17 protein-coding genes are annotated in these 20,688 nt (G+C 71.9%); 12 read left to right on the forward strand and 5 right to left on the reverse strand.

Annotation, left to right across the window (positions count from 1 at the left end):
- Nucleotides 1–319 precede the first annotated feature (319 nt).
- Together QC282_RS18365 and QC282_RS18370 are read left to right on the forward strand one after the other, a co-directional pair.
- Nucleotides 320–1,837, forward strand: coding sequence for a PP2C family protein-serine/threonine phosphatase (locus QC282_RS18365; protein ID WP_279550551.1), 1,518 nt, complete (start codon nt 320–322; stop codon nt 1,835–1,837).
- A 175-nt stretch (nt 1,838–2,012) separates the two neighbouring features.
- A complete protein-coding gene (locus QC282_RS18370; protein ID WP_279550552.1) occupies nt 2,013–3,470 on the forward strand; it encodes an aminopeptidase P family protein in 1,458 nt (485 codons plus the stop codon).
- 92 nt (nt 3,471–3,562) lie between these two features.
- Here the strand turns inward: QC282_RS18370 and QC282_RS18375 are convergent, their stop codons facing one another.
- Complete coding sequence (locus tag QC282_RS18375; protein WP_279550553.1) at nt 3,563–4,024, reverse strand: ATP-binding protein; 462 nt, start codon at nt 4,022–4,024, stop codon at nt 3,563–3,565.
- A 224-nt stretch (nt 4,025–4,248) separates the two neighbouring features.
- Between QC282_RS18375 and QC282_RS18380 the strand changes: the two genes are divergently transcribed.
- From QC282_RS18380 to QC282_RS18420, 9 genes are all read left to right on the forward strand, one after another.
- Complete coding sequence (locus QC282_RS18380; protein WP_279550554.1) at nt 4,249–5,088, forward strand: hypothetical protein; 840 nt, start codon at nt 4,249–4,251, stop codon at nt 5,086–5,088.
- Nucleotides 5,089–5,331: 243 nt separating this feature from the next.
- On the forward strand, nt 5,332–6,063 hold the full coding sequence (locus QC282_RS18385; RefSeq protein WP_279550555.1) for a YcnI family protein: 732 nt from the start codon (nt 5,332–5,334) through the stop codon (nt 6,061–6,063).
- A 98-nt stretch (nt 6,064–6,161) separates the two neighbouring features.
- Nucleotides 6,162–6,815 carry an SCO family protein gene (locus QC282_RS18390; protein ID WP_279550556.1) on the forward strand — a complete coding sequence of 218 codons (654 nt, stop codon included), beginning with the start codon at nt 6,162–6,164 and terminating at the stop codon, nt 6,813–6,815.
- Nucleotides 6,812–7,270: a copper chaperone PCu(A)C gene (locus QC282_RS18395; protein ID WP_279550557.1), complete on the forward strand. Its 459-nt coding sequence runs from the start codon at nt 6,812–6,814 to the stop codon at nt 7,268–7,270. Before QC282_RS18390 ends, QC282_RS18395 begins: the two co-directional genes overlap by 4 nt.
- A 12-nt stretch (nt 7,271–7,282) precedes the next feature.
- The gene (locus QC282_RS18400) at nt 7,283–9,493 is read left to right on the forward strand and encodes a copper resistance CopC/CopD family protein (protein WP_279550558.1); all 2,211 of its coding nucleotides are present in this window, start codon (nt 7,283–7,285) and stop codon (nt 9,491–9,493) included.
- Between the two features lie 5 nt (nt 9,494–9,498).
- Entirely contained in the window at nt 9,499–10,788 is a 1,290-nt protein-coding gene (gene efeB / locus QC282_RS18405) for an iron uptake transporter deferrochelatase/peroxidase subunit (RefSeq protein ID WP_279550559.1), read from the forward strand.
- Nucleotides 10,789–10,971: 183 nt separating this feature from the next.
- Nucleotides 10,972–11,904 (forward strand): prephenate dehydratase, encoded by a 933-nt coding sequence (gene pheA / locus QC282_RS18410; RefSeq protein ID WP_279550560.1) that lies wholly within the window; start codon nt 10,972–10,974, stop codon nt 11,902–11,904.
- 627 nt (nt 11,905–12,531) lie between these two features.
- Nucleotides 12,532–13,809 carry a serine--tRNA ligase gene (gene serS / locus QC282_RS18415; RefSeq protein WP_279550561.1) on the forward strand — a complete coding sequence of 426 codons (1,278 nt, stop codon included), beginning with the start codon at nt 12,532–12,534 and terminating at the stop codon, nt 13,807–13,809.
- A complete protein-coding gene (locus QC282_RS18420; RefSeq protein WP_279550562.1) occupies nt 13,806–14,654 on the forward strand; it encodes an HAD family hydrolase in 849 nt (282 codons plus the stop codon). The genes serS and QC282_RS18420 overlap by 4 nt, the downstream gene beginning before the upstream one ends.
- A 318-nt stretch (nt 14,655–14,972) precedes the next feature.
- On the opposite strand, the gene QC282_RS18425 is transcribed toward QC282_RS18420, so the two are convergent.
- From QC282_RS18425 to QC282_RS18440, 4 genes are read right to left on the reverse strand one after another with little or no spacing between them, the layout of a single operon-like run.
- Nucleotides 14,973–15,692, reverse strand: a complete 720-nt coding sequence (locus tag QC282_RS18425) for an ABC transporter permease (RefSeq protein WP_279550563.1) — start codon at nt 15,690–15,692, stop codon at nt 14,973–14,975.
- A 12-nt stretch (nt 15,693–15,704) separates the two neighbouring features.
- Nucleotides 15,705–16,616 (reverse strand): ABC transporter ATP-binding protein, encoded by a 912-nt coding sequence (locus tag QC282_RS18430; protein WP_279550564.1) that lies wholly within the window; start codon nt 16,614–16,616, stop codon nt 15,705–15,707.
- 52 nt (nt 16,617–16,668) lie between these two features.
- Nucleotides 16,669–17,586, reverse strand: coding sequence for an ABC transporter permease (locus tag QC282_RS18435; protein ID WP_279550565.1), 918 nt, complete (start codon nt 17,584–17,586; stop codon nt 16,669–16,671).
- Nucleotides 17,576–18,580 (reverse strand): ABC transporter ATP-binding protein, encoded by a 1,005-nt coding sequence (locus tag QC282_RS18440; protein WP_279550639.1) that lies wholly within the window; start codon nt 18,578–18,580, stop codon nt 17,576–17,578. Before QC282_RS18440 ends, QC282_RS18435 begins: the two co-directional genes overlap by 11 nt.
- 264 nt (nt 18,581–18,844) lie before the next feature.
- Here QC282_RS18440 and QC282_RS18445 point away from each other — a divergent pair, with 264 nt between their 5' ends.
- Entirely contained in the window at nt 18,845–20,596 is a 1,752-nt protein-coding gene (locus QC282_RS18445; RefSeq protein WP_279550640.1) for an SDR family oxidoreductase, read from the forward strand.
- Nucleotides 20,597–20,688 lie beyond the last annotated feature (92 nt).

Raw genomic sequence — 20,688 nt, forward strand, 5'->3', positions numbered from 1 at the left:
CACGGGCGTGGCGTGGGGTGGCGAAGTCTGGCGTTTGCCGTCGCGCGTGTTTCTCTCCGCCTCCGCCACGGGAGGATGGGGCACGGTCGTCGGTGGCTAAGACGCCCGGGTCGGTCACCAGGTTCCCGGTGGCTGTCAACCACCCCTGGCCTTCTCCGAGTACGTACCCATCACGACCGCTGTGACGCTCCGTGGAGCAAGGTCAGTCGACCGCAATAAGCCGCTCCCCGAGGCAGTTTCAAGCCAATTTTGCCTTTACGCAAGAGATCTGGAAAGAGTTCGCCAAAGTCCCACGGACACCAGGAATCCCAGCAGGACAATGCTGGACATCTCCTCACGAGTGCGTGTACATGTGGAGACACTGCTAGCGGCGCAGAATGACATGGGGGTTTGCGATGCTTTTGAGCAGTACGCACCGGTCGGAAAGCCGGACGCCATGAACGCCCCTCACCCGTCGAAAGTGGCTGGAATCGATTCAACGGTTCCCGCTCCCGCCCACACTGTCGCGTCCGCCGCCGCGCCCGGAACCGCCCCGGTCACCCCGCCGTCCGCCGCGAACGCCCCCGGCATGGCGCTCCAGGACCGCCTCGCCGGCTGGGTCTCGGACCTCACGACCCTGCACGAACTCACCGAACGCCTGGCCCGCACCGACTCCCTCGGCGCCGCGCTCCAGGAACTGCTGAACGCCGGAGCCGCCCTGGTCGGCGCCCGGCGCGGACTCGTCATGCTGGAGCCCGCCGACGGCCTCGGACCCGACACCACCGTCGGTCTCGGACTCGGCCAGGCCGACCTCGGTCATCTTGAGACCGTGCCGCGCAGTGCCCTGTCGATCGGCAGGATCCTCGACGGACTGCCCGGCGGCGACGGCGAGATCACCCAGCCCGACCTGATGGCCGACAAGACGCTCGACCCCCGGCACCGCGAGGTCGCCGCCCGCCTCGGCTACGCCGCCAGCTACGCGCTCCCCCTGGCCGGTGGGGACACCGGCCGCCTCGGCGCCGCCGTGTGGCTCTACGACGAGCCCGCCGAGCCGGACGCACACCGCCGCCACCTCGTGGGCCTCTACGCCCGCTACGCCACCGAGCACCTGTCCCGCCTCGTCGAGGTCGAGCGCACGCGCGCGTGCCTGGCGACGATGACCGAGGAACTGCTCCCCTCCCGGCTGCCCCGCGTCGCGGGAGTCCAGCTCGCCGCCCGGCACCGCACCGGTCCGCGCGGCGGCGGCGACTGGTACGACGCGCTGCCGCTGCCGGACGCCGCGCTCGGCCTCGCCGTCGGTTCCGTGACCGGGTCCGGGCCGAGCGCCGTGGCGGCGATGGGGCGGCTGCGGGCGTCGCTGCGGGCCTACGCCGTGATGGAGGGCGAGGACCCGGTGGCCGTCCTGTCCGACCTGGAACTGCTGCTGCGGCTGACCGAACCGGCCCGTTCCGCCACCGCGCTGTTCGGCTACTGCGAACCCGCCCTGCGCAAGATCACCGTGGCCGGCGCCGGGCACAGTCCGCCGCTGCTGATCGGCGGGCGGCGCACCGAGTTCGTGGAGACGTCCGTGTCCGCGCCGCTCGGCATGCTCGCCTGCTGGGAGGCGCCCAGCGTGGAAGTCCAGGCAGAACCAGGAGAGACGGTTCTGCTGTACACCGACGGCCTGCTGCACCGCACCGGCGACCCCGCCGACCGGGCCTTCGCCCGGCTCCACGCGGCGGCCGCGAACGTCCCCCGGAGCATCCGCGACGACCCCGGCGCCCTCGCCGACCACGTCCTGCGGACCATGCTCCCCGGCGGTCTCGACGAGGCCGACAGCGAGGAGGACGTGGTGCTGCTGGCGGTGCGCTTCGAGTAGCCGGCGAGGCCGGTTCCGGCGGCTGCCGCGCGCCGTCCGCCGCCATCCCGGTGATCGCGGGAGCTTCCGGGCGCTCTGCGCGCACGTGCCGGTAACGGGTCCTTCGGCCCCGGGTCCCCCGCCGTACGACCGTACGATGGAGGACGGTCCAGTGCCGTACCCAAGGAGGATGACCGTGGCGGAGGAGCTTCCGGAGACCCCGGAGACTGCCGAGGAAGAGCCGATCAAGCAGCGGAAGAACGGTCTGTACCCGGGCGTGTCCGACGAGCTGGCCGAGAACATGAAGAGCGGCTGGGCCGACACCGAGCTGCGCGACCTGGAGCCGATCCCCCAGGCCGCCGAGACCGCCGCCCGCCGCGCCGCGCTGTCCGCGCGCTTCCCCGGCGAGCGCCTGGTGATCCCGGCGGGCAACCTGAAGACCCGCTCGAACGACACCGAGTACGCCTTCCGCGCCTCCGTCGAGTACGCGTACCTCACCGGCAACCAGACCGAGGACGGCGTCCTCGTCCTGGAGCCCACGGCCGACGGACACCGCGCCACGATCTACCTGCTGCCGCGCTCCAACCGGGAGAACGGCGAGTTCTGGCTGGACGGCCAGGGCGAGCTGTGGGTCGGCCGCCGCCACTCCCTCACCGAGGCCGAGAAGCTGTACGGCATCCCCGCCTCCGACGTGCGCGAGCTCGCCGGCCAGCTGCGCGAGGCCACCGGCCCGGTGCGCGTCGTGCGCGGTCACGACGCCGGCATCGAGGCCGCGCTGACCGACAAGGTGACCGCCGAGCGCGACGAGGAACTGCGGGTCTTCCTCTCCGAGATGCGGCTCGTCAAGGACGACTTCGAGATCGGCGAGCTGCAGAAGGCCGTCGACTCCACCGTGCGCGGCTTCGAGGACGTCGTGAAGGTCCTCGACAAGGCCGAGGCGACCAGCGAGCGCTACATCGAGGGCACGTTCTTCCTCCGCGCGCGCGTCGAGGGCAACGACATCGGCTACGGCTCCATCTGCGCCGCCGGCCCGCACGCCTGCACGCTGCACTGGGTCCGCAACGACGGCCCGGTCCGCTCCGGCGACCTGCTGCTGCTCGACGCGGGCGTGGAGACGCACACGTACTACACCGCCGACGTCACGCGCACGCTGCCGATCAGCGGCCGCTACACCGAGATCCAGAAGAAGATCTACGACGCCGTGTACGAGGCCCAGGAGGCCGGTATCGCGGCGGTGCGGCCCGGGGCGAAGTACCGGGACTTCCACGACGCCGCGCAGCGGGTGCTGACCGAGAAGCTCGTCGCGTGGGGCCTCGTGGAGGGGCCGGTCGAGCGGGTGCTGGAGCTGGGTCTCCAGCGGCGCTGGACGCTGCACGGCACCGGGCACATGCTCGGCATGGACGTCCACGACTGCGCCGCCGCGCGGACCGAGACGTACGTCGACGGGACGCTGGAGCCGGGCATGGTGCTCACCGTCGAGCCGGGGCTGTACTTCCAGGCCGACGACCTGACCGTGCCGGAGGAGTACCGGGGGATCGGCGTGCGTATCGAGGACGACATCCTGGTGACGGCGGACGGGAACCGGAACCTGTCGGCCGGGCTGCCCCGCCGGTCGGACGAGGTCGAGAGCTGGATGGCCTCACTCAAGGGCTGACGGTACTGCCGTGGACGGATGGCCGGGCACCTCGGGTGCCCGGCCATCCGTCCGCGGGCGAGCGGGAGCGACTTGTTCGCCCGTGCCGTCGACTACACGGCGACCAGCGGTGTGTCCTTCTTCCACTTCAGGATCTTGTCGAAGCTGACCACCGCGCCGCCCCGGCCCGGCTTGTTGCCGATGTGGACGTGGTCGGTGAGCTCCTCGATGAGGCACAGCCCTCTGCCGTGCTCCGCGTCGGGACGCGGCAGCCGGGCCGGTTCCCTCACCGGGGACGGCTCGTGCGCGAAGCCCGGTCCGGCGTCGGTGACCTCGATGCGGCACCGCTCGCCGTCGAGGTAGGCGGTCACGCGGTAGGCCTCCGAGGAGCCGCCGCGCCCGCCGTCACCGCCGTGCTCCACGGCGTTCGCGCAGGCCTCGCTGAGGGCGACGGAGAGGTCGTAGGAGATGTCGGGGTCGACGCCCGCGGTCTCCATGGTGCCGAGCAGCAGGCGGCGGGCCAGCGGCACGCTGGCAGCTTCGCGCCGAAGATGGAGTGACCACCAGATGCTCATGCTCCAGCCTCCTGGCCGTGCCTCGACATACCGTTACGTATTGCCCCGAGTACTCTCCGGTAAGCACGAAGTTGACGTGATGCCGCCCATACGGGGGATGCGCCGAGGGCGGCGGACGGTGTATGCGAGGGCACTTTCACCCCAGAAGGTGATCTTCCGGTTGTACGTCATCTTGCGGACCTGCCGTACGGCGCCCACCCCGCCGGTGCGATGATGGGCCCGCCATGACTGCCCCCCACCCGTGCACGCGCCCCGGACACGATCTCCGGGTGACGAAGGCCGCGATGTTCGCCGCGGTCTGCGTCGTGCTGGCCGCGGCCGGGCACGCACTGGCCTCCCTCGGCACCATTCCGCTGTGGACGCTCGGCGTGGGATTCCTCGGGGCGGTCGTGGTCGCCGTGCCGTTCACCGGGCGCGAGCGCTCGCTGCCGGGCATCGTGGCGCTGCTCGCGGTCGGTCAGACCGCGCTGCACACGCTGTTCGGGCTGGGGCAGCACACCTCGACGGCGGCCACCGCGTCCGGCGCGGGCTCCGCCACACCGGTGTCCGACGCCACGCTCGTCCAGCACGCCGCGCGGTTCGTGTGCGGGACCACGGCGGGAGGCCTCAGCCCCGCCGACGCCCAGCGGATCCTCACCGACGCACGCGTGTACCCGGACCTCGCCGGACAGACCACCGTCGCGCACCACCCGGCGGACGCCATGTCCACCGCCGCGGGGTCCTCGGCCGCGCTGCTGCCGTCCCTGTCGATGCTGCTCGGCCACGTCCTCGCGGCGGTCGTCGCGGGCTGGCTGCTGCGCCGCGGGGACCTCGCCCTGCTGCGGCTGCTGGAGATGCCCGCGCTGTCGGCGCACACCGTCGCCGAGGGGGCGTTCGTCCGGTCCCTGCGCGGGGCGCTGGCGCTGACCCGCGCGCTGTACGCCGGGCTGCCGGGCGCGCCGCGGACCGGGCCCGCCCTGCCGAGCACCGCGCTGCTCGCGCCGCCGGAGCTGCGCACCACGGCACTCCAGCACAGCGTCGTCCGGCGCGGCCCGCCCGCCGGCGCCTTCGCTCTCGCCGCCTGACACGACGCGACCACCGCTCCGCCCTGTGCCGGAGGGGGCCGCCGTCGTGCGGCACGCGCGCGTGCGCCCCTTTTCCCGGGCAACCGCGAGGCGCCCCCTGCCGGGAGTGCCCACGGGCGCCCCTCTCCGGGACTGCCCGCCGGGCGCCCCGGAGCCGGCCGCGCGCGAACCCCCTCGTCACCGTCACCGGACGCACGGGAACTCCCGTGCGCCACCGACTCACTCGAAGCGGAGTGCTCCTTCATGAAGGCTTCCCGTATCGCTGCCGTCGGCGCCGTCGCCGGCACCGCCGTGCTCGCCCTGTCCTCCCCCGCGCTCGCGCACGTCAGCGTGCAGCCGGAGGGCGAGGCCGCCAAGGGCGGCTACGCGGTGGTGAACTTCAAGGTTCCCAACGAGCGCGACAACGCCTCCACCACCAAGCTCGAGGTCAGCTTCCCCACCGACCACCCGCTGGCGTCCGTGATGCCGCAGGCCGTCGACGGCTGGAAGGTCGAGGTCACCAAGTCGAAGCTGGACAAGCCCCTCGAACTGCACGGCAAGAAGATCACCGAGGCCGTCACCAAGGTCACCTGGACCGCCGACGGCAAGGGTGTCCAGCCGGGCTACTTCCAGAAGTTCCCGGTCTCCGTCGGCGCCCTGCCCGAGGACGCCGACGAGCTGGTCTTCAAGGCGCTCCAGACGTACTCCAACAAGGAGGTCGTGCGCTGGATCGAGGTCCCGCAGGAGGGCCAGGAGGAGCCCGAGTTCCCGGCGCCGGTGCTCGAGCTGTCGGCCGCCGAGGAGGACGGCCACAGCCACGACACGGCTGCCGAGGAGGCCTCCGACGACGCGGCGGACACCGAGAACACCGCGGCCGCCGCCGACGGCGACGACACCGACACCACCGCCCGCGTCCTCGGCGTCGTCGGCATCGTCGTCGGCGCGGCCGGTGTCGCCTACGGCGTGTTCGCCGGCCGTCGGCGGACCACCGTCTGACGTCCACCTCTCCCGGTGCGCACCGGGGCCGTCGGCGGACTCGACGAGCCGTGCGACCCCGGTGCGCGCCGGAGCACTCACATCTGGGACATTTTTCTATGCGCAAGAAGACGTTCGCGGCGGCCGCGCTGCTCGCCGCCGCCTGCCTGACCCTCTCCGCCTGCGGCAGCGGCGACGACGACGACAAGCCCGTCACCGCGGTCTCCGAGGAGGCCGGCTCCGAAAAGGCGGCCACCGTCCTCGACAAGCCGTTCGAGAAGCCGGACCTGGTCCTCACCGACACTAAGGGCGAGAAGTACGACCTGCGGGCGGCCACCGCGGGCAGGCCCACCCTGGTCTACTTCGGCTACACGCACTGCCCCGACGTGTGCCCGCTGACGATGAACAACATCGCCGTCGCCAAGAAGCAGCTGCCCAAGGCCGAGCAGGACAAGCTGCGCGTCGTGTTCGTCACGACCGACCCCGAGCGCGACACCTCGGCCGAGCTCGGCAAGTGGCTCAAGGGCATCGACTCCGACTTCATCGGTCTGACCGGCGAGTTCGACACTATCCAGGCCGGCGCCCGCACCCTCGGCATCTCCATCGACCCGCCGCACAAGGACAAGAACGGCAAGGTCGTCTCGATGCACGGCACCCAGGTCATCGCGTTCTCGCCGAAGACCGACGGCGGCTACGTGCTCTACGGCGAGGACGCCGGCCCCGACGACTACATCAAGGACCTGCCCAAGCTCATCAAGGGCGAGAAGCCGTGAGGCGGCTCGGTCCGCTCGCCGCGGGACTCGCCGGGGCGCTCGCCCTGGCGGGCTGCGGCTCGGGCTCCTCCTCCGACTCCGCGCCGGACCTCGCGGTCGGCGCCGCCTACATGCCGCAGCCGGTCTCCGACACCATGGCGGCCGGTTTCCTCACGGTCACCAACGAGGGCGGCACCGCCGACGAGCTGACCTCCGTCACCAGCGAGGCGGCGGGCCGGGTCACCGTGCACGAGACCGCCGACGGCACCATGCGGGAGGTCGACCGCCTGGAGATCCCGGCCGGCGGCAGGCTCGTGCTGGAGAGCGGCGGCAACCACCTGATGTTCGAGAAGCTGACGCACAGGCCAGAACAGGGTGAGACGGTCTCCGTCGAGCTGCGCTTCGCCCACTCCGACCCGGTCACGGTCGAGATGCCGGTGAAGCCGGCCACGTACCGGCCGACTTCCGGACACTGAGGGAGGGACCACGTGACGCCGACCATCGCCCTGCGCACGCGCATCCTGGTGCTGCTGTTCCTGGCCGTCACCGGTGCGCTGCTCGCCGGCGCCGCCCCGGCCTCCGCGCACGCCGCGCTGACCGGCAGCGACCCCCGGCAGGGGGCGGTGGTCGACAGGGCCCCGACCCGGATCACGCTCACCTTCTCCGAGGAGGTGGCGATGTCCGACGGCGCGCTGCGCGTCCTCGACCCCAAGGGTGAACGCGTCGACAGCGGCACGCCGGCGGGTGTCGGCGGCACGACGTACGCCGTCGGACTCCACTCCGGGCTGCCCGACGGCACGTACACCGTGGCCTACCAGGTGGTGTCCGCCGACAGCCATCCCGTCGCCGGTGCCTACACCTTCTCCGTCGGCGCGCCCTCCGAGACGTCCGTCGCGCTGTCCGGGCAGCAGGCCGGCGGCGGGGTCGTCGGCTTCCTCTACGGGCTCGGGCGCTACGTGTCGTACGCCGGGTTCGTCGTCCTCGCGGGCGGTGCCGCCTTCGTCCTGGCCTGCTGGCCGCGCGGCTGCGGGGTGCGGCCCGTGCAGCGGCTCGTCGTGAGCGGGTGGGTGGCGCTCACCGCCGCGACGCTCGCGCTGCTGCTCCTGCGCGGCTCCTACACCGGCTCGGGGAAGGCCGGTGACGTCTTCGACCTGGAGCTCCTCGGGCAGGTGCTCCAGACCAGGACGGGCGCCGCCCTGGTGTCCCGGCTGCTGCTGCTCGCCGCGGCGGCGCTGTTCGTCGCGGTGCTGTTCGGCGCCTACGACAAGCGCGAGGACGAGGAGAAGCGGGACCTCGTCTTCGGGCTCGCGGTCGGCGGGACCGTCGTCGCCGCCGGGCTCGCGGCGACCTGGGCGATGTCGGAGCACGCCTCCAGCGGTCTCCAGCCGGGCATCGCGATGCCGGTCGACGTCGTCCATCTGCTGGCCGTCGCCGCCTGGCTCGGAGGGCTCACGACCCTGCTCGTCGCCCTGCACCGGGCGCCCGAGGACACCCCGGTCGGGGCCGCGGCCGTACGGCGCTTCTCCCGGGTCGCCCTCGGCAGCGTCGTCGCGCTGGTCGTCACCGGCATCTACCAGTCGTGGCGGCAGCTGGGCTCCTGGTCGGCCTTCACCGACACCCGGTACGGGCAGTTGCTGCTGCTGAAGCTGGCGCTCGTGGCGCTGCTGGTGGGCGTCGCGTGGTTCTCGCGCCGGTGGACCGGGCGGCTGGCGGGGACGGCCGGGGGTGAGGAGGCTGGGTCCGGGGGGCGCGGGTCCGTGCGGGCCGGGTCCGAGGAGGCTGGGTTCGAGCGGGTCGCGTCCGAGAGGGCGGGAGCCGAGGGAGCCGAGTCCGAGCGGGCCGGGGCCGAGGAGGCCGGGTCCGTGCGGGCCGGGGCCGAGGGGGCCGGGTCCGCGCAGGTCTCCGAGGAGGCTGGGTCCGAGCGGGCCGGGGCCACGCGCGCTGCGGCCGAGGAAGCGGCGTCCGAGCGGGCCGAGTCCACGCGGGTCGGGTCCGAGGAAGCCGCTTCCTCGCGTGGCGGCTCCGAGCGGGGCGAGGACGCGTCCGACGTCGTACCGGACGTCGTAGCGGCGCAGGCGGGGCGCGCGCGCGTCGGTGCGCGAGCCGCGGCCGGTGGTTCGGAGCGGGCCGAGCAGCTCGCCCGGCAGGAGGCCGCCATGGCCGCCGCCCGGCGCAAGCGGCTGCGGGACGCCGACCCGAACCGCTCCGGACTGCGCCGCTCGGTGCTCGCCGAGGCCGGTGTCGCCGTCGTCGTCCTCGCCGTCACCACCGTGCTGACGCAGACCGAGCCCGGACGCACCGAGCAGGACGCCAGGGCCGCCGCCTCCGCGTCCTCCGCCACGTCGGCCTCGCCGTCCGGGGCACTGACGCTGGACATGCCGTTCGACACCGGCGGCGAGGACGGCAAGGGACTCGTGCGGATCGACCTCGACCCCGCGCGCGTGGGCGCCAACGAGCTGCACGTCTACGTGCAGCGCCCCAACGGCCGTGCCTTCGACATCCCCGAGGTGAAGATCGCCTTCACCCTGGAGTCCAAGGACCTGGGGCCGCTGCCCGTCGTCCCCGACCACATCACCACCGGGCACTGGTCGGCGAGCGGAGTGCAGCTCCCCATGGCGGGCGACTGGAAGGTCGACGTGACCGTGCGGACCTCCGACGTCGACCAGGTGACCGTCTCCAAGAACGCGCAGATCGGCTGAGCACCATGCCTGACCAGTCCATTCCGGAGGCCCGCAGCCCCGAGGCGGCCACGAGGGCCGTGCCCTCGCGCTCCGAGCCCGACGCGGGCATCTCGCGGCGCCGGCTGCTCGGCACGGCCGGCGCCACCGGGCTCGTACTCGGTGCGGCGGGCGGTGCCGCGGGGTACGCCGCCCGGCCCGCCGAGGCCACGCCGCTCACCTCGCTCGGCGCCGAGGAGGTGATGTTTCACGGGAAACATCAGCCCGGCATCACCACGCCGATGCAGGCGCACGGCCACCTCGTCGCCTTCGACCTGGCGGGGGGCGCCGGACGCAAGGAGGCGGCCGCCCTGCTGCGCCGCTGGTCGGAGACCGCCCGGCGGCTGATGGCGGGCGAGCCCGCGGCCCACGACGACACGGATGTGGCCCGCGACGCCGGACCGTCGTCGCTGACGGTCACCTTCGGCTTCGGGCACGGCTTCTTCGCGAAGACCGGCCTGGAGAAGCAGCGCCCGGTCGCGCTGGACCCGCTGCCGGACTTCTCCTCCGACCGTCTCGACACCTCCCGCAGCAACGGCGACCTGTGGGTGCAGATCGGCGCCAACGACGCGCTGGTCGCCTTCCACGCGCTGCGCGCGCTCCAGAAGGACGTGGGCTCGGCCGCCCGGCTGCGCTGGCAGATGAACGGCTTCAACCGGTCGCCGGGCGCCACCTCCCGGCCCATGACGACGCGCAACCTGATGGGCCAGATCGACGGCACGCGCAATCCGAAGCCCAGCGAGCCCGACTTCGACCGGCGGATCTTCGTGCCCGCCTCCGGAGAGCCGTCCTGGATGGCGAACGGCTCCTACGTCGTCGTCCGCCGCATCCGCATGCTCCTCGACGACTGGGAGAAGCTGTCGGTCAAGGCCCAGGAGGACGTCATCGGGCGCCGCAAGTCCGACGGGGCACCGCTGACCGGCGGCGACGAGAAGACCGAGATGGACCTGGAGAAGACGGACGCACAGGGCAATCCTGTCGTCCCCGTGAACGCCCACGCCCGGATCAGCCGGCCGGACCAGAACGGCGGCGCGGCGATGCTCCGCCGCCCGTTCTCGTACCACGACGGCTTCGACGCGGACGGTGTGCCCGACGCGGGGCTGCTGTTCGTGTGCTGGCAGGCGGACCCGCTGCGCGGCTTCGTGCCGGTGCAGCGCAAGCTCGACCGGGGCGACGCGCTGTCGCCGTTCGTCCGGCACGAGGCGAGCGGGCTGTTCGCGGTGCCGGGCGGTGCGGCGGAGGGCGAGTACGTGGGGCAGCGCCTGCTGGAGGGGTGAGGGCGCCGGGCCCACGGCGGGGTGACGGCGCACGACCGGCCGAACGAACACCGGTGGCTTCGCCGTGCCCTCCCTCATGCCGAGCCGGAGGCAGGCGAGCCGTGCGGCAGGCATCACTCTCCCGGGGGTCAGGGTGTGAGACACGCGCCCCCTCCGGCCTCCTGCGGCCATTAGGGTGAGGGCATGCCAGCGAGCTACGCGTATCTCGGCCCCGAGGGCACCTTCACCGAGGTCGCCCTGCGCACCCTTCCGGAGGCGGCCACCCGGGAACTGGTCCCGTACGTGTCCGTGCAGTCCGCGCTGGACGCGGTCCGCAACGGCGAGGCCGAGGCCGCGTTCGTGCCCATCGAGAACTCCGTCGAGGGCGGCATCACGACGACCCTCGACGAACTGGTCGCGGGCGCGCCGCTGATGATCTACCGCGAGGTGCTGCTGTCGATCACCTTCGCGCTGCTGGTGCGGCCCGGCACGAAGCTGTCGGACATCAAGACGGTCACCGCCCACCCGGCCGCGCAGCCGCAGGTCCGCAACTGGCTCAAGGCCCACCTCCCGGACGTGGTCTGGGAGTCCGCCGCCTCCAACGCGGACGGCGCCCGCCTGGTGCAGGAGGGCCGCTACGACGCCGCGTTCGCCGGCGAGTTCGCCGCCGCCCGGTACGGCCTGGAGGCCCTGGAGACCGACATCCACGACGCGGAGAACGCCCAGACGCGGTTCGTGCTCGTGGGGCGCCCGGCCCGGCCCGCCGCGCCGACCGGCGCCGACAAGACGTCCGTCGTGATCTGGCAGCGCGACGACCACCCCGGTGGGCTGCGCGACCTGCTCGGCGAGTTCGCCACGCGCGGCATCAACCTGATGCTGCTCCAGTCCCGGCCCACCGGCGCCGGCATCGGCAACTACTGCTTCTGCATCGACGCCGAGGGCCACATCTCCGACCGCCGGATGGCCGAGGCCCTGATGGGGCTCAAGCGGATCTGCCTCCAGGTGCGGTACCTGGGCTCGTACCCGCGCGCCGATCTGACCGTCGCCGACGTACGGGCGCCGCGGCCGGGCACCTCGGACGAGGAGTTCGCGTCGGCGGCGGACTGGGTGGCGCGGTGCCAGGACGGGCGGTTCTGAGCGTTTCGCCGGCTTTCCGCGGCGTCGGGCTCCGCTCCGGGCGGGCCTGCGAGCCGGGTTCCGGGTGCCTCTCCTTGTAGGGTTTCAGCCAGTCCTACCTGCTGATTTTCGTTATCCACAGGAGTTATCCACAGGTCAGCTTCTCGACCTGGGGACAAGTCGACAGCGAAGCCCCATCCAGTCGACAAATCCCCCTACGGGCCCCAACCTCCTCCACAGTCACCCACATCACCCTTCGTCCACTCGTTTCCTTCGATGAATCCTTTGGAGCGACCCATTTCCACCCGAAAGTGGGTGCGAACCGGGTTTGGAACGGGAATTCACAGCCCTGCACGACCTTTCGGAATGACCACTTCCCGCGTCCACAGATCTTTCGCACAGCCTGTGGATAACTCCGCGGCACTGTGGATTCCTGTGGACAGTGGCGCCGCCGACCGGCCTCAAGTCCCGCTCTCCACAAGGAAATCCAGTCAACGGGCCGCCACGGGACCGCCCCGTTCCAGGGAGTGAGACGCCGTGCATTGACACGACGGGCAATTACCCCATAACGGAACGTAAGCCATAGTTCCGGCACCGCTCGGAATAGTGAGTCGTGGGCTGTCATCGCGCACCGGTAGCCTTGGCCCCGTGATTGACCTTCGCCTGCTCCGTGAGGACCCTGACCGTGTGCGCGCCTCGCAGCGCGCCCGTGGAGAGGACGTCGCGCTCGTCGACTCCCTCCTGTCTGCCGACGAGCGGCGCAGGTCGTCCGGCGTCCGCTTCGACGAGCTGCGCGCCGAACAGAAGGCGCTCGGCAAGCTCATCCCCAAGGCGAGCGGCGACGAGAAGGCCGAGCTGCTGAAGAAGGCGAGCCAGCTCGCCGCCGACGTCAAGGCCGCCGACGCCGAACGGGACGCCGCCGACGCCGAGACCCAGGAACTGCTGCTCAAGCTCGGCAACCTGATCCACCCCGACGTCCCCGTGGGCGGCGAGGAGGACTTCGTCACGCTGGAGACGCACGGCGAGATCCGCGACTTCGGCGCCGAGGGCTTCGAGCCCAAGGACCACCTGGAGCTCGGCCAGATCCTCGGCGCGATCGACGTCGAGCGCGGCGCCAAGGTCTCCGGCTCCCGCTTCTACTTCCTCACGGGCGTCGGCGCCCTGCTGGAACTCGCCCTGGTGAACGCGGCGATGGCCCAGGCCACCGCGGCAGGCTTCACGCCGATGCTCACGCCCGCCCTGGTCCGCCCCCAGTCGATGGCCGGCACCGGCTTCCTCGGCCAGGCCGCCCAGGACGTCTACCACCTCGCCGACGACGACCTGTACCTGGTCGGCACGTCCGAGGTGCCCCTCGCCGCGTACCACATGGACGAGATCATCGACGTCGACCGGCTCCCGCTGCGCTACGCCGGCTTCTCGCCCTGCTTCCGCCGCGAGGCCGGCTCGCACGGCAAGGACACGCGAGGCATCTTCCGCGTCCACCAGTTCGACAAGGTCGAGATGTTCTCCTACGTCACGCCCGAGGACTCGCAGGCGGAGCACCAGCGCCTGCTGGAGTGGGAGAAGCAGTGGCTGACGTCGCTGGAGCTGCCGTTCCGCGTCATCGAGCTCGCCTCCGGTGACCTCGGCTCCTCCGCCGCCCGCAAGTTCGACTGCGAGGCGTGGGTGCCGACCCAGGGCAAGTACCGCGAGCTGACCTCGACCTCGGACTGCACCGAGTTCCAGTCCCGGCGGCTGTCGATCCGGGTCCGTGAGGACAAGAAGGTGCGTCCGCTCGCGACCCTCAACGGCACCCTGTGCGCCGTACCGCGCACGATCGTCGCGATCCTCGAGAACCACCAGCAGCCCGACGGTTCGGTGCGCGTGCCCGAGGTGCTGCGTCCCTACCTGGGCGGCCGGGAGGTCCTGGAACCGGTGGCCAAGTGACCGCGGCGGCCCCCGCACCGACCGGAACGGCTCCCACCGGGGGCTTCCCGTACCGGCTGATCGCGACCGACCTGGACGGGACGCTGCTGCGCTCCGACCAGTCGGTCTCGCGGCGCACCCGTGAGGCGCTCGCCGCGGCCACCGCGGCGGGCGCGGCCCACATCGTCGTCACCGGCCGCGCCGTCCCCTGGACCCGGCACATCCTCGACGACCTCGGCTACGACGGCCTCGCGGTCTGCGGCCAGGGCGCCCAGGTGTACGACGCCGGCGCGCACCGCCTGCTGACGACGGTGACGCTGGACCGCCAGCTGGCCGGTCTGGCGCTGGCCAAGATCGAGGCGGAAATCGGCCCGCTGTACCTCGCGGCGAGCCGCGACGGCCTCGACGGCGAGGTCCTGGTCGGCCCCGGCTACGCGGTCCAGGGCACGCTGCCCGCGACCCCGTTCACGGACGCGTCGGACCTGTGGACCGCCCCGCTGAACAAGATCTACGTGCAGCATCCGACCCTGTCGGACGACGAACTGGCCGAGGTGGCCCGCCAGACCGCGGGCGGTTTCGTCACCGTGACGATGGCGGGCGAGGGCATCGTCGAGCTGCTCCCCCTCGGCCTGTCCAAGGCGACGGGACTGTCGCTGGCCGCGCGCCGGCTGAAGCTGAAGGCCGCCGACACGATCGCCTTCGGCGACATGCCCAACGACCTCCCGATGTTCGCCTGGGCGTCCTACGGCGTGGCGATGGCCAACGCCCACGAGGAGCTGAAGGCCGTGGCGGACGAGGTGACCGTCTCGAACGACGAGGACGGCATCGCGGTGGTGCTGGAGCGGATGCTGGCCCGGTCGGCGTAGCCGCGGGTAGTCGTGCCGCCGGGGCGGTGCGGGTGTGGGCGCGGCCGGCACCGTCGGCGCCGGTTCGCGCGGCCAACCCCGCCCGCCCCGGCGCAGGGTGCCCCATGACACGGGGCACAACGGGGAAGGCGGCCCACGCGGACGCGTAGCCGCGCCGCGTGCTCGAAGCGGCCGCCCCGGGCTGCTCCCCGTTCTCCCGGACCGTGGCGCCGACTCCACCGGCGGCGCGGCCACCACCAGTGTGCGCGGGCGCCGGATCGACGGCCACCGATTAACGAGCGGGGCACGAGGGCGTCGCCGCCGTCCGCCCCGCCCCTGTCACTCCTCCCCGGCCAGCGTCAGCGCGCGCAGCTTCTGCCCGGCGTACCACGTGGCGAGCACCGTGACCGCCGCGAGCAGCACCGTGGCCGTCGTCAGGCCGACGTCCGAGGTGACCAGATCGCCGCCGGACACCTTCTGGGCGACGGCCAGCGACCACTGCTGGACGCTCAGGGTGCGGGCCCCCGGCACCAGCGAGCCGAACAGCGCCTCCCAGACCAGCGCGTAGACCAGGCCGAACACGACCGCGTGCCGGGACACCGTGCCGAGCAGCAGGAACATCGCCGCGTACGCGATGGAGGCGACCAGCGCGGCCACGGTGTAGGCGACGGCGATCTGCTGGCCGTTGCCGTTCAGGATCAGACCGGCTATCAGCGTGGGCACCGCCGAGAAGACCATCGTCACCGCGACCGCGACGATCAGCTTGGTGTAGATGATCGTCGGCCGCTTGATCGGCTTGGACAGCAGATAGACCACGGAACCGTCGTCGATCTCGGGACCGATGGCGCCGGTGCCCGCGATGACACCGATGATCGGCACCATGGTGGCGAGCGCGAGCCCGCCCAGCACGTCCGCCGTCGTCTGGTCGTCGGCGCCGACCAGCGCGCGCACGATCACGGAGATCACGATCAGCAGCAGCGGCAGCGCGCCCAGGATGAGGGCCCGGCGCCGGCCGAGCAGGGCCCGGTAGGTGAGCCGGGCGACTGTGGGGTCGTACATCTCTTGGGCCTCCTACGCCGCGACCAGGTACGAGAACACGGACTCCAGGGACTCGTCGGACGGCGAGACCGTGAGCAGCCGGATGCCGTGGTCCCTGGCGACCTTCGGCAGCAGGGCCGTGAAGCGGCCGAAGTCGACGGCCTGGACGCGCAGCGCGCCCTCGGCGAGGTCGACCTCGATGCCGGACGTGGACGGGTCGGCGATCAGCGCGGCGGCGAGGGCACGGTCGTCGCTGGAGCGCACCAGGTAGCGGTGCGGCCGGTCGGTCATCAGGCGGCGGATCTTGCGGAAGTCGCCGCCGGCCGCGTGCCGTCCGGCGACCACGACCTCGATGTGCCAGGCGAGTTGCTCGACCTCTTCGAGGATGTGGGAGGAGAACAGCACGGTGCGGCCCTCGTCGCCCATGCGCCGCAGCAGGTCCATCAGTTGCATGCGCTGGCGCGGGTCCATGCCGTTGAACGGCTCGTCGAGCAGCAGCAGCGACGGTTCGTGGACGAGCGCGGAGGCCATCTTCACGCGCTGCCGCATGCCCTTGGAGTACGTGGCGATCTTGCGGTCCTGCGCGTACTCCATCTCGACCGTGGCGAGTGCCCGCTGGGCCGCCTTGGCGCCCAGGCCGTGCAACTCGGCGTTGGCGAGCACGAATTCGCGTCCGGTGAGGAAGTCGTACATCGCCTCCCGCTCGGGGACCACGCCGATGTGCCGGTAGATCTGCTCGTTGCGCCAGACCTGCCGGCCGTCGAGGGTGACGGTGCCGGTGGAAGGGGCGAGGAAGCCGCCCATCATGTTGATGAGGGTGGACTTGCCGGCGCCGTTGGGACCGAGGAGGCCGGTGACGCCGGGGCCGATCGTCATCGTGATGTCGTTGACGGCGACCACGTTGCCGAACCAGCGGGAGACGTGGTCGAGGGAAAGAGTGCTCATGGGCGCAGCCCATTCCTTAGAAAGGGTGGTGGCGGGAGAAGGGTGGGCGTGGTCACAGTCCCACCTTCTTGTAGCGGCGCATCAGGAGGCCGTGGGCGGCGGCGATCAGGCCGAGGGCGACCAGGACGTACACGACGCCCTCGCCGTCGCTCGGGCCGACCCCGCCGGGGAAGGTCGAGGTCGCGCCGAGGAACGCGGACTGCACCCCGTCGATCAGGGAGATCGGTGAGAACAGGCCGATCCAGGCGATGGCCCCGCCGCTGCCCTGCGCGTCCGCGATGGCCTGGAGGGTGGAGACCGCGCCGTAGGAGATGGTCATGACGGCGATGACGGCCGCGATGCCGAAGCCGCGGCGCGGCGTGACCGAGGCGATGACCAGGCCGATTCCGGCGAACAGCAGTGACAGCAGTGCGACGGACACGAGTCCCTGCGCGAATCCCCTGGTCTGGTCGGTGAAGTCGAGCTTGGCCAGCAGCGCGCCCACGTACAGCACGAGGAGCGGGGCCGCGGTGAGGATGAACATCGCCGAGGCCAGCGCCGCGTACTTCGCCCGGACGTAGTCGGCGGTCTCGATCGGCCGCGAGAAGTACAGCGGGACGGTCTTGAAGCGCAGGTCGCGGGAGACGGACTGGGGTGCCTGCGAGGCGACGTACAGGCTGATGACGGCCTGCATCACGATCGCGTAGCGCGTGTAGTCGACCGGCAGGTCGTTGGCCTTGGTGGCGACCGCGACGGCGACCATGATGGCCGCGGGCACGCACATCACCACGAACAGCAGCATCGGCAGCACCTTGGACTTGACCGAGCGGCCGAGTCCGTAGGCGCCGCGCAGGGACTGCGAGTACAGCGAGCGCCGGGCGTAGGCGCGGCCCAGGCGGGGGCCGTCGTAGTTGCGGTAGCCGATGTTGTGGATGCGGGTCTGGTCATCCGTGGGTGCCACCGGTGCCCGCAGGGGCCGTTCAACCGCCATGGCCGACCGCCTCCTTCCGCTGTGTGTCGCTGTCCTGGCCCGCGCCGTCCCGGTGGGCGCTTTCCCGGTCGCCGTCCTTGAAGACCTCGGCTATGTGGTGCCTGCGCTGCTCCATGCGCACCAGGCCGAGGCCGAGGTCCGCGATCACGTCCCGCACCAGGTCGTACGTCTCCTCGCCCTGCGCGGTGAGCAGCAGCACGTGCCCGGCGCCGGGCAGGCCGCTGCCGGCCTGGACGGTCACCCCGCGCGCGTGGAGCGCGTCGCGCACCGCGCGGGTGCCGTCGGGGTGCTCGTCGGTGTCGGTGACCTCGATGGCGAGGGTCGTCGTGGTCTGCGTGAAGTCGGTGGTGGAGCTGGAGCGGAGCAGCTTGCCGCCGTCGATGACGACGACGTGGTCGCAGGTGCGCTCCAGTTCGCCCAGCAGGTGGGAGGTGACCAGGACCGAGATGCCGAAGTCGGTGTGGATGCGCCGGATCAGACCGAGCATCTCGTCGCGGCCGACCGGGTCGAGGCCGTTGGTCGGCTCGTCGAGGAAGACCAGCCGCGGGTCGTGCACGAGCGCCTGCGCGAGTTTCACGCGCTGTTTCATGCCGGTCGAGTAGCCGCCGATGGGGCGGTACCGCTCCTCGTAGAGCCCGACGTGGCGCAGGGTGTCGGCGGTGCGCTCGCGCGCGGCGGTGGGCGGCAGGCCGGACATGCGCGCCATGTGGACGACGAACTCGGTGGCCGAGACGTCGGGCGGCAGGCAGTCGTGCTCCGGCATGTAGCCGACGCGCTCGCGGATGGCGGCGCCGTTGGTGGCGACATCGAGTCCGAGCACTTCGGCGCGGCCCTCGGTGGCGGGGGACAGACCCAGCAGGATCTTGATCAGTGTGGACTTGCCGGCGCCGTTGGCTCCGACGAGTCCGGTCACACCGGGCCCGACGTCCACGGAGAGCCGGTCAAGCGCGGTCACCCGGGGGAACCGCTTGCTCAGGCTTTCGGTCGCGATCACAGTCACGTCGTCGACAGTAGTGACGCGGGCCACGCCGGTCGTCAGACCGCAGAGCCGTTCTCACGTCACTCTCAGGTATTACGGGGCCCTAGGGGTCCCCCTGAGGGCGAACGGCGGGCAGCCGGTGATCGCGACCCTATTGACGCTGTCTCTAACAACTGCGAGATTCGCCGGAAGCCACGTGCCGGACACCTGCCGCGGTCGGCGACCGTGCCGGGACGGCCGACGTGGGCGGGCGCGGCGACGGACGGAGGAGGCGTGACGATGCTGACAGGCGCGCGGGAGCGCTGGGTGCGGACCGGCGGGGTCGAGCTGTGCGTCGCCGAACTGGGCGACCCGCAGCGGCCGACGGTCCTGCTGGTGCACGGCTATCCGGACAGCAAGGAGGTCTGGTCCGAGGTCGCCGTCCGCCTCGCCGACCGCTTCCACGTCGTGCTGTACGACGTGCGCGGGCACGGCCGTTCGACGGCCCCGCAGCCGCTGCGCGGCGGTTTCACACTGGAGAAGCTGACGGACGACTTCCTCGCCGTGGCGGATCTGGTGAGCCCGGACCGCCCGGTGCACCTGGTCGGGCACGACTGGGGGTCGGTGCAGTCCTGGGAGTTCGTGACCGTCGAGCGCACCAGGGGCCGGATCGCGTCCTTCACGTCGATGTCCGGGCCGTCCCTCGACCACTTCGGCCACTGGATCACCAAGCGTCTCAGGCGCCCCACCCCGCGGCGCGTCGGTCAACTCCTCGGCCAGGGCGCCAAGTCCTGGTACGTGTACCTGCTCCAGACGCCCGTGCTGCCCGAACTGGCCTGGCGGGGCCCGCTCGGCAGGCTGTGGCCCCGCGTCCTCGAACGCGTCGAGAAGGTGCCGGGCGGCGACTACCCCACCCCGTCGCTGCGTTCGGACGCGGCACACGGCGCCTGGCTGTACCGGGACAACGTGCGGCCCCGGCTGCGCCACCCCCGCGCGGACGCCCACGCGCACGTGCCGGTGCAGCTCATCACGCCCCTGGGCGACGCGTATCTCTCGGAGAGGCTCTACGACGAACTGGAGCAGTGGGTTCCGCAGTTGACCCGGCGCACGCTGCCGGCCGGGCACTGGATCCCGCGCACCCGGCCCGAGCAACTGTCCACGTGGATCTCGGACTTCGTGTCCTCAGTGGAGAACGGCCGTACGGAGCCGACCGCGACGGGCAGGCACGCCGACCGGTTCGGTGGACAGCTCGTCCTGGTCACCGGCGCGGGCAGCGGCATCGGGCGCGCCACGGCGCTCGCGTTCGCGGCGGCGGGCGCTCGCGTGATCGCCGCCGACCGTGACACCGAATCCGCCGCCCGGACGGCCGAGTCGGCGCTGCGGTCGGGTGCGCCGGCCGCCTGGGCGGAGACGGTCGACGTGTCCGACGCGCAGGCCATGGAGAAGCTCGCCGAGAAGGTCGCCGCCGAGTACGGCGTGGTGGACGTCCTGGTGAACAACGCCGGCATCGGACTGTCCGGCTCCTTCTTCGACACCACACCGGAGGAGTGGCAGACGATCCTCGGCGTCAACTTGATGGGAGTCGTGCATGGTTGCCGTCTCTTCGGCAGGCAGATGACCGAGCGCGGCCAGGGCGGTCACATCGTCAACGTCGCGTCGGCGGCGGCCTATCTGCCTTCGCGCGCGCTGCCGGCGTACGGCACGACCAAGGCGGCCGTCCTGATGCTGAGCGAGTGCCTGCGCGCCGAACTCGCCGGTCGGGGCATCGGCGTTACGGCGATCTGCCCCGGTTTCGTCACCACCGGCATCACGTCGACCGCGCGCTTCGCGGGCGCCGATCCCGACGAGGAGAACCGGCTGCGGGAACGCGCCGCGCGCCTGTACGGACTGCGCAACTACCCGCCCGAGAAGGTTGCTCGGGCAATTCTCAAGGCCGTGGCGCGCGACGACGCCGTCGTTCCGGTGTCGGTTGAGGCGCGGGGAGCCCGTCTGATCTCCCGTCTGTCTCCCGGCCTGTTGAGGTCGATCGCCCGCCTGCGACCGCCTCTGTGACGTGTGTTGGCTCGTTCTCCGGCAATTCTGGCCGACGGAACGGCGGTTGACAGTCTGGACGTCAAGTCCTCGCTGGTTCCACAGACTTGGCG

This window comes from Streptomyces sp. DH24 (assembly GCF_029813775.1).
GTDB lineage: Bacteria > Actinomycetota > Actinomycetes > Streptomycetales > Streptomycetaceae > Streptomyces.

Excerpts from the sequence above, each read along its gene's own strand:
- QC282_RS18365 (WP_279550551.1), top strand. The coding sequence starts at position 320 with ATGCTGGACATCTCCTCACGAGTGCGTGTACATGTGGAGACACTGCTA.
- QC282_RS18375 (WP_279550553.1), bottom strand. The coding sequence starts at position 4,024 with ATGAGCATCTGGTGGTCACTCCATCTTCGGCGCGAAGCTGCCAGCGTG.
- QC282_RS18380 (WP_279550554.1), top strand. The coding sequence starts at position 4,249 with ATGACTGCCCCCCACCCGTGCACGCGCCCCGGACACGATCTCCGGGTG.
- QC282_RS18385 (WP_279550555.1), top strand. The coding sequence starts at position 5,332 with ATGAAGGCTTCCCGTATCGCTGCCGTCGGCGCCGTCGCCGGCACCGCC.
- QC282_RS18390 (WP_279550556.1), top strand. The coding sequence starts at position 6,162 with ATGCGCAAGAAGACGTTCGCGGCGGCCGCGCTGCTCGCCGCCGCCTGC.
- efeB (WP_279550559.1), top strand. The coding sequence starts at position 9,499 with ATGCCTGACCAGTCCATTCCGGAGGCCCGCAGCCCCGAGGCGGCCACG.
- pheA (WP_279550560.1), top strand. The coding sequence starts at position 10,972 with ATGCCAGCGAGCTACGCGTATCTCGGCCCCGAGGGCACCTTCACCGAG.
- QC282_RS18425 (WP_279550563.1), bottom strand. The coding sequence starts at position 15,692 with ATGTACGACCCCACAGTCGCCCGGCTCACCTACCGGGCCCTGCTCGGC.
- QC282_RS18430 (WP_279550564.1), bottom strand. The coding sequence starts at position 16,616 with ATGAGCACTCTTTCCCTCGACCACGTCTCCCGCTGGTTCGGCAACGTG.
- QC282_RS18435 (WP_279550565.1), bottom strand. The coding sequence starts at position 17,586 with ATGGCGGTTGAACGGCCCCTGCGGGCACCGGTGGCACCCACGGATGAC.
- QC282_RS18445 (WP_279550640.1), top strand. The coding sequence starts at position 18,845 with ATGCTGACAGGCGCGCGGGAGCGCTGGGTGCGGACCGGCGGGGTCGAG.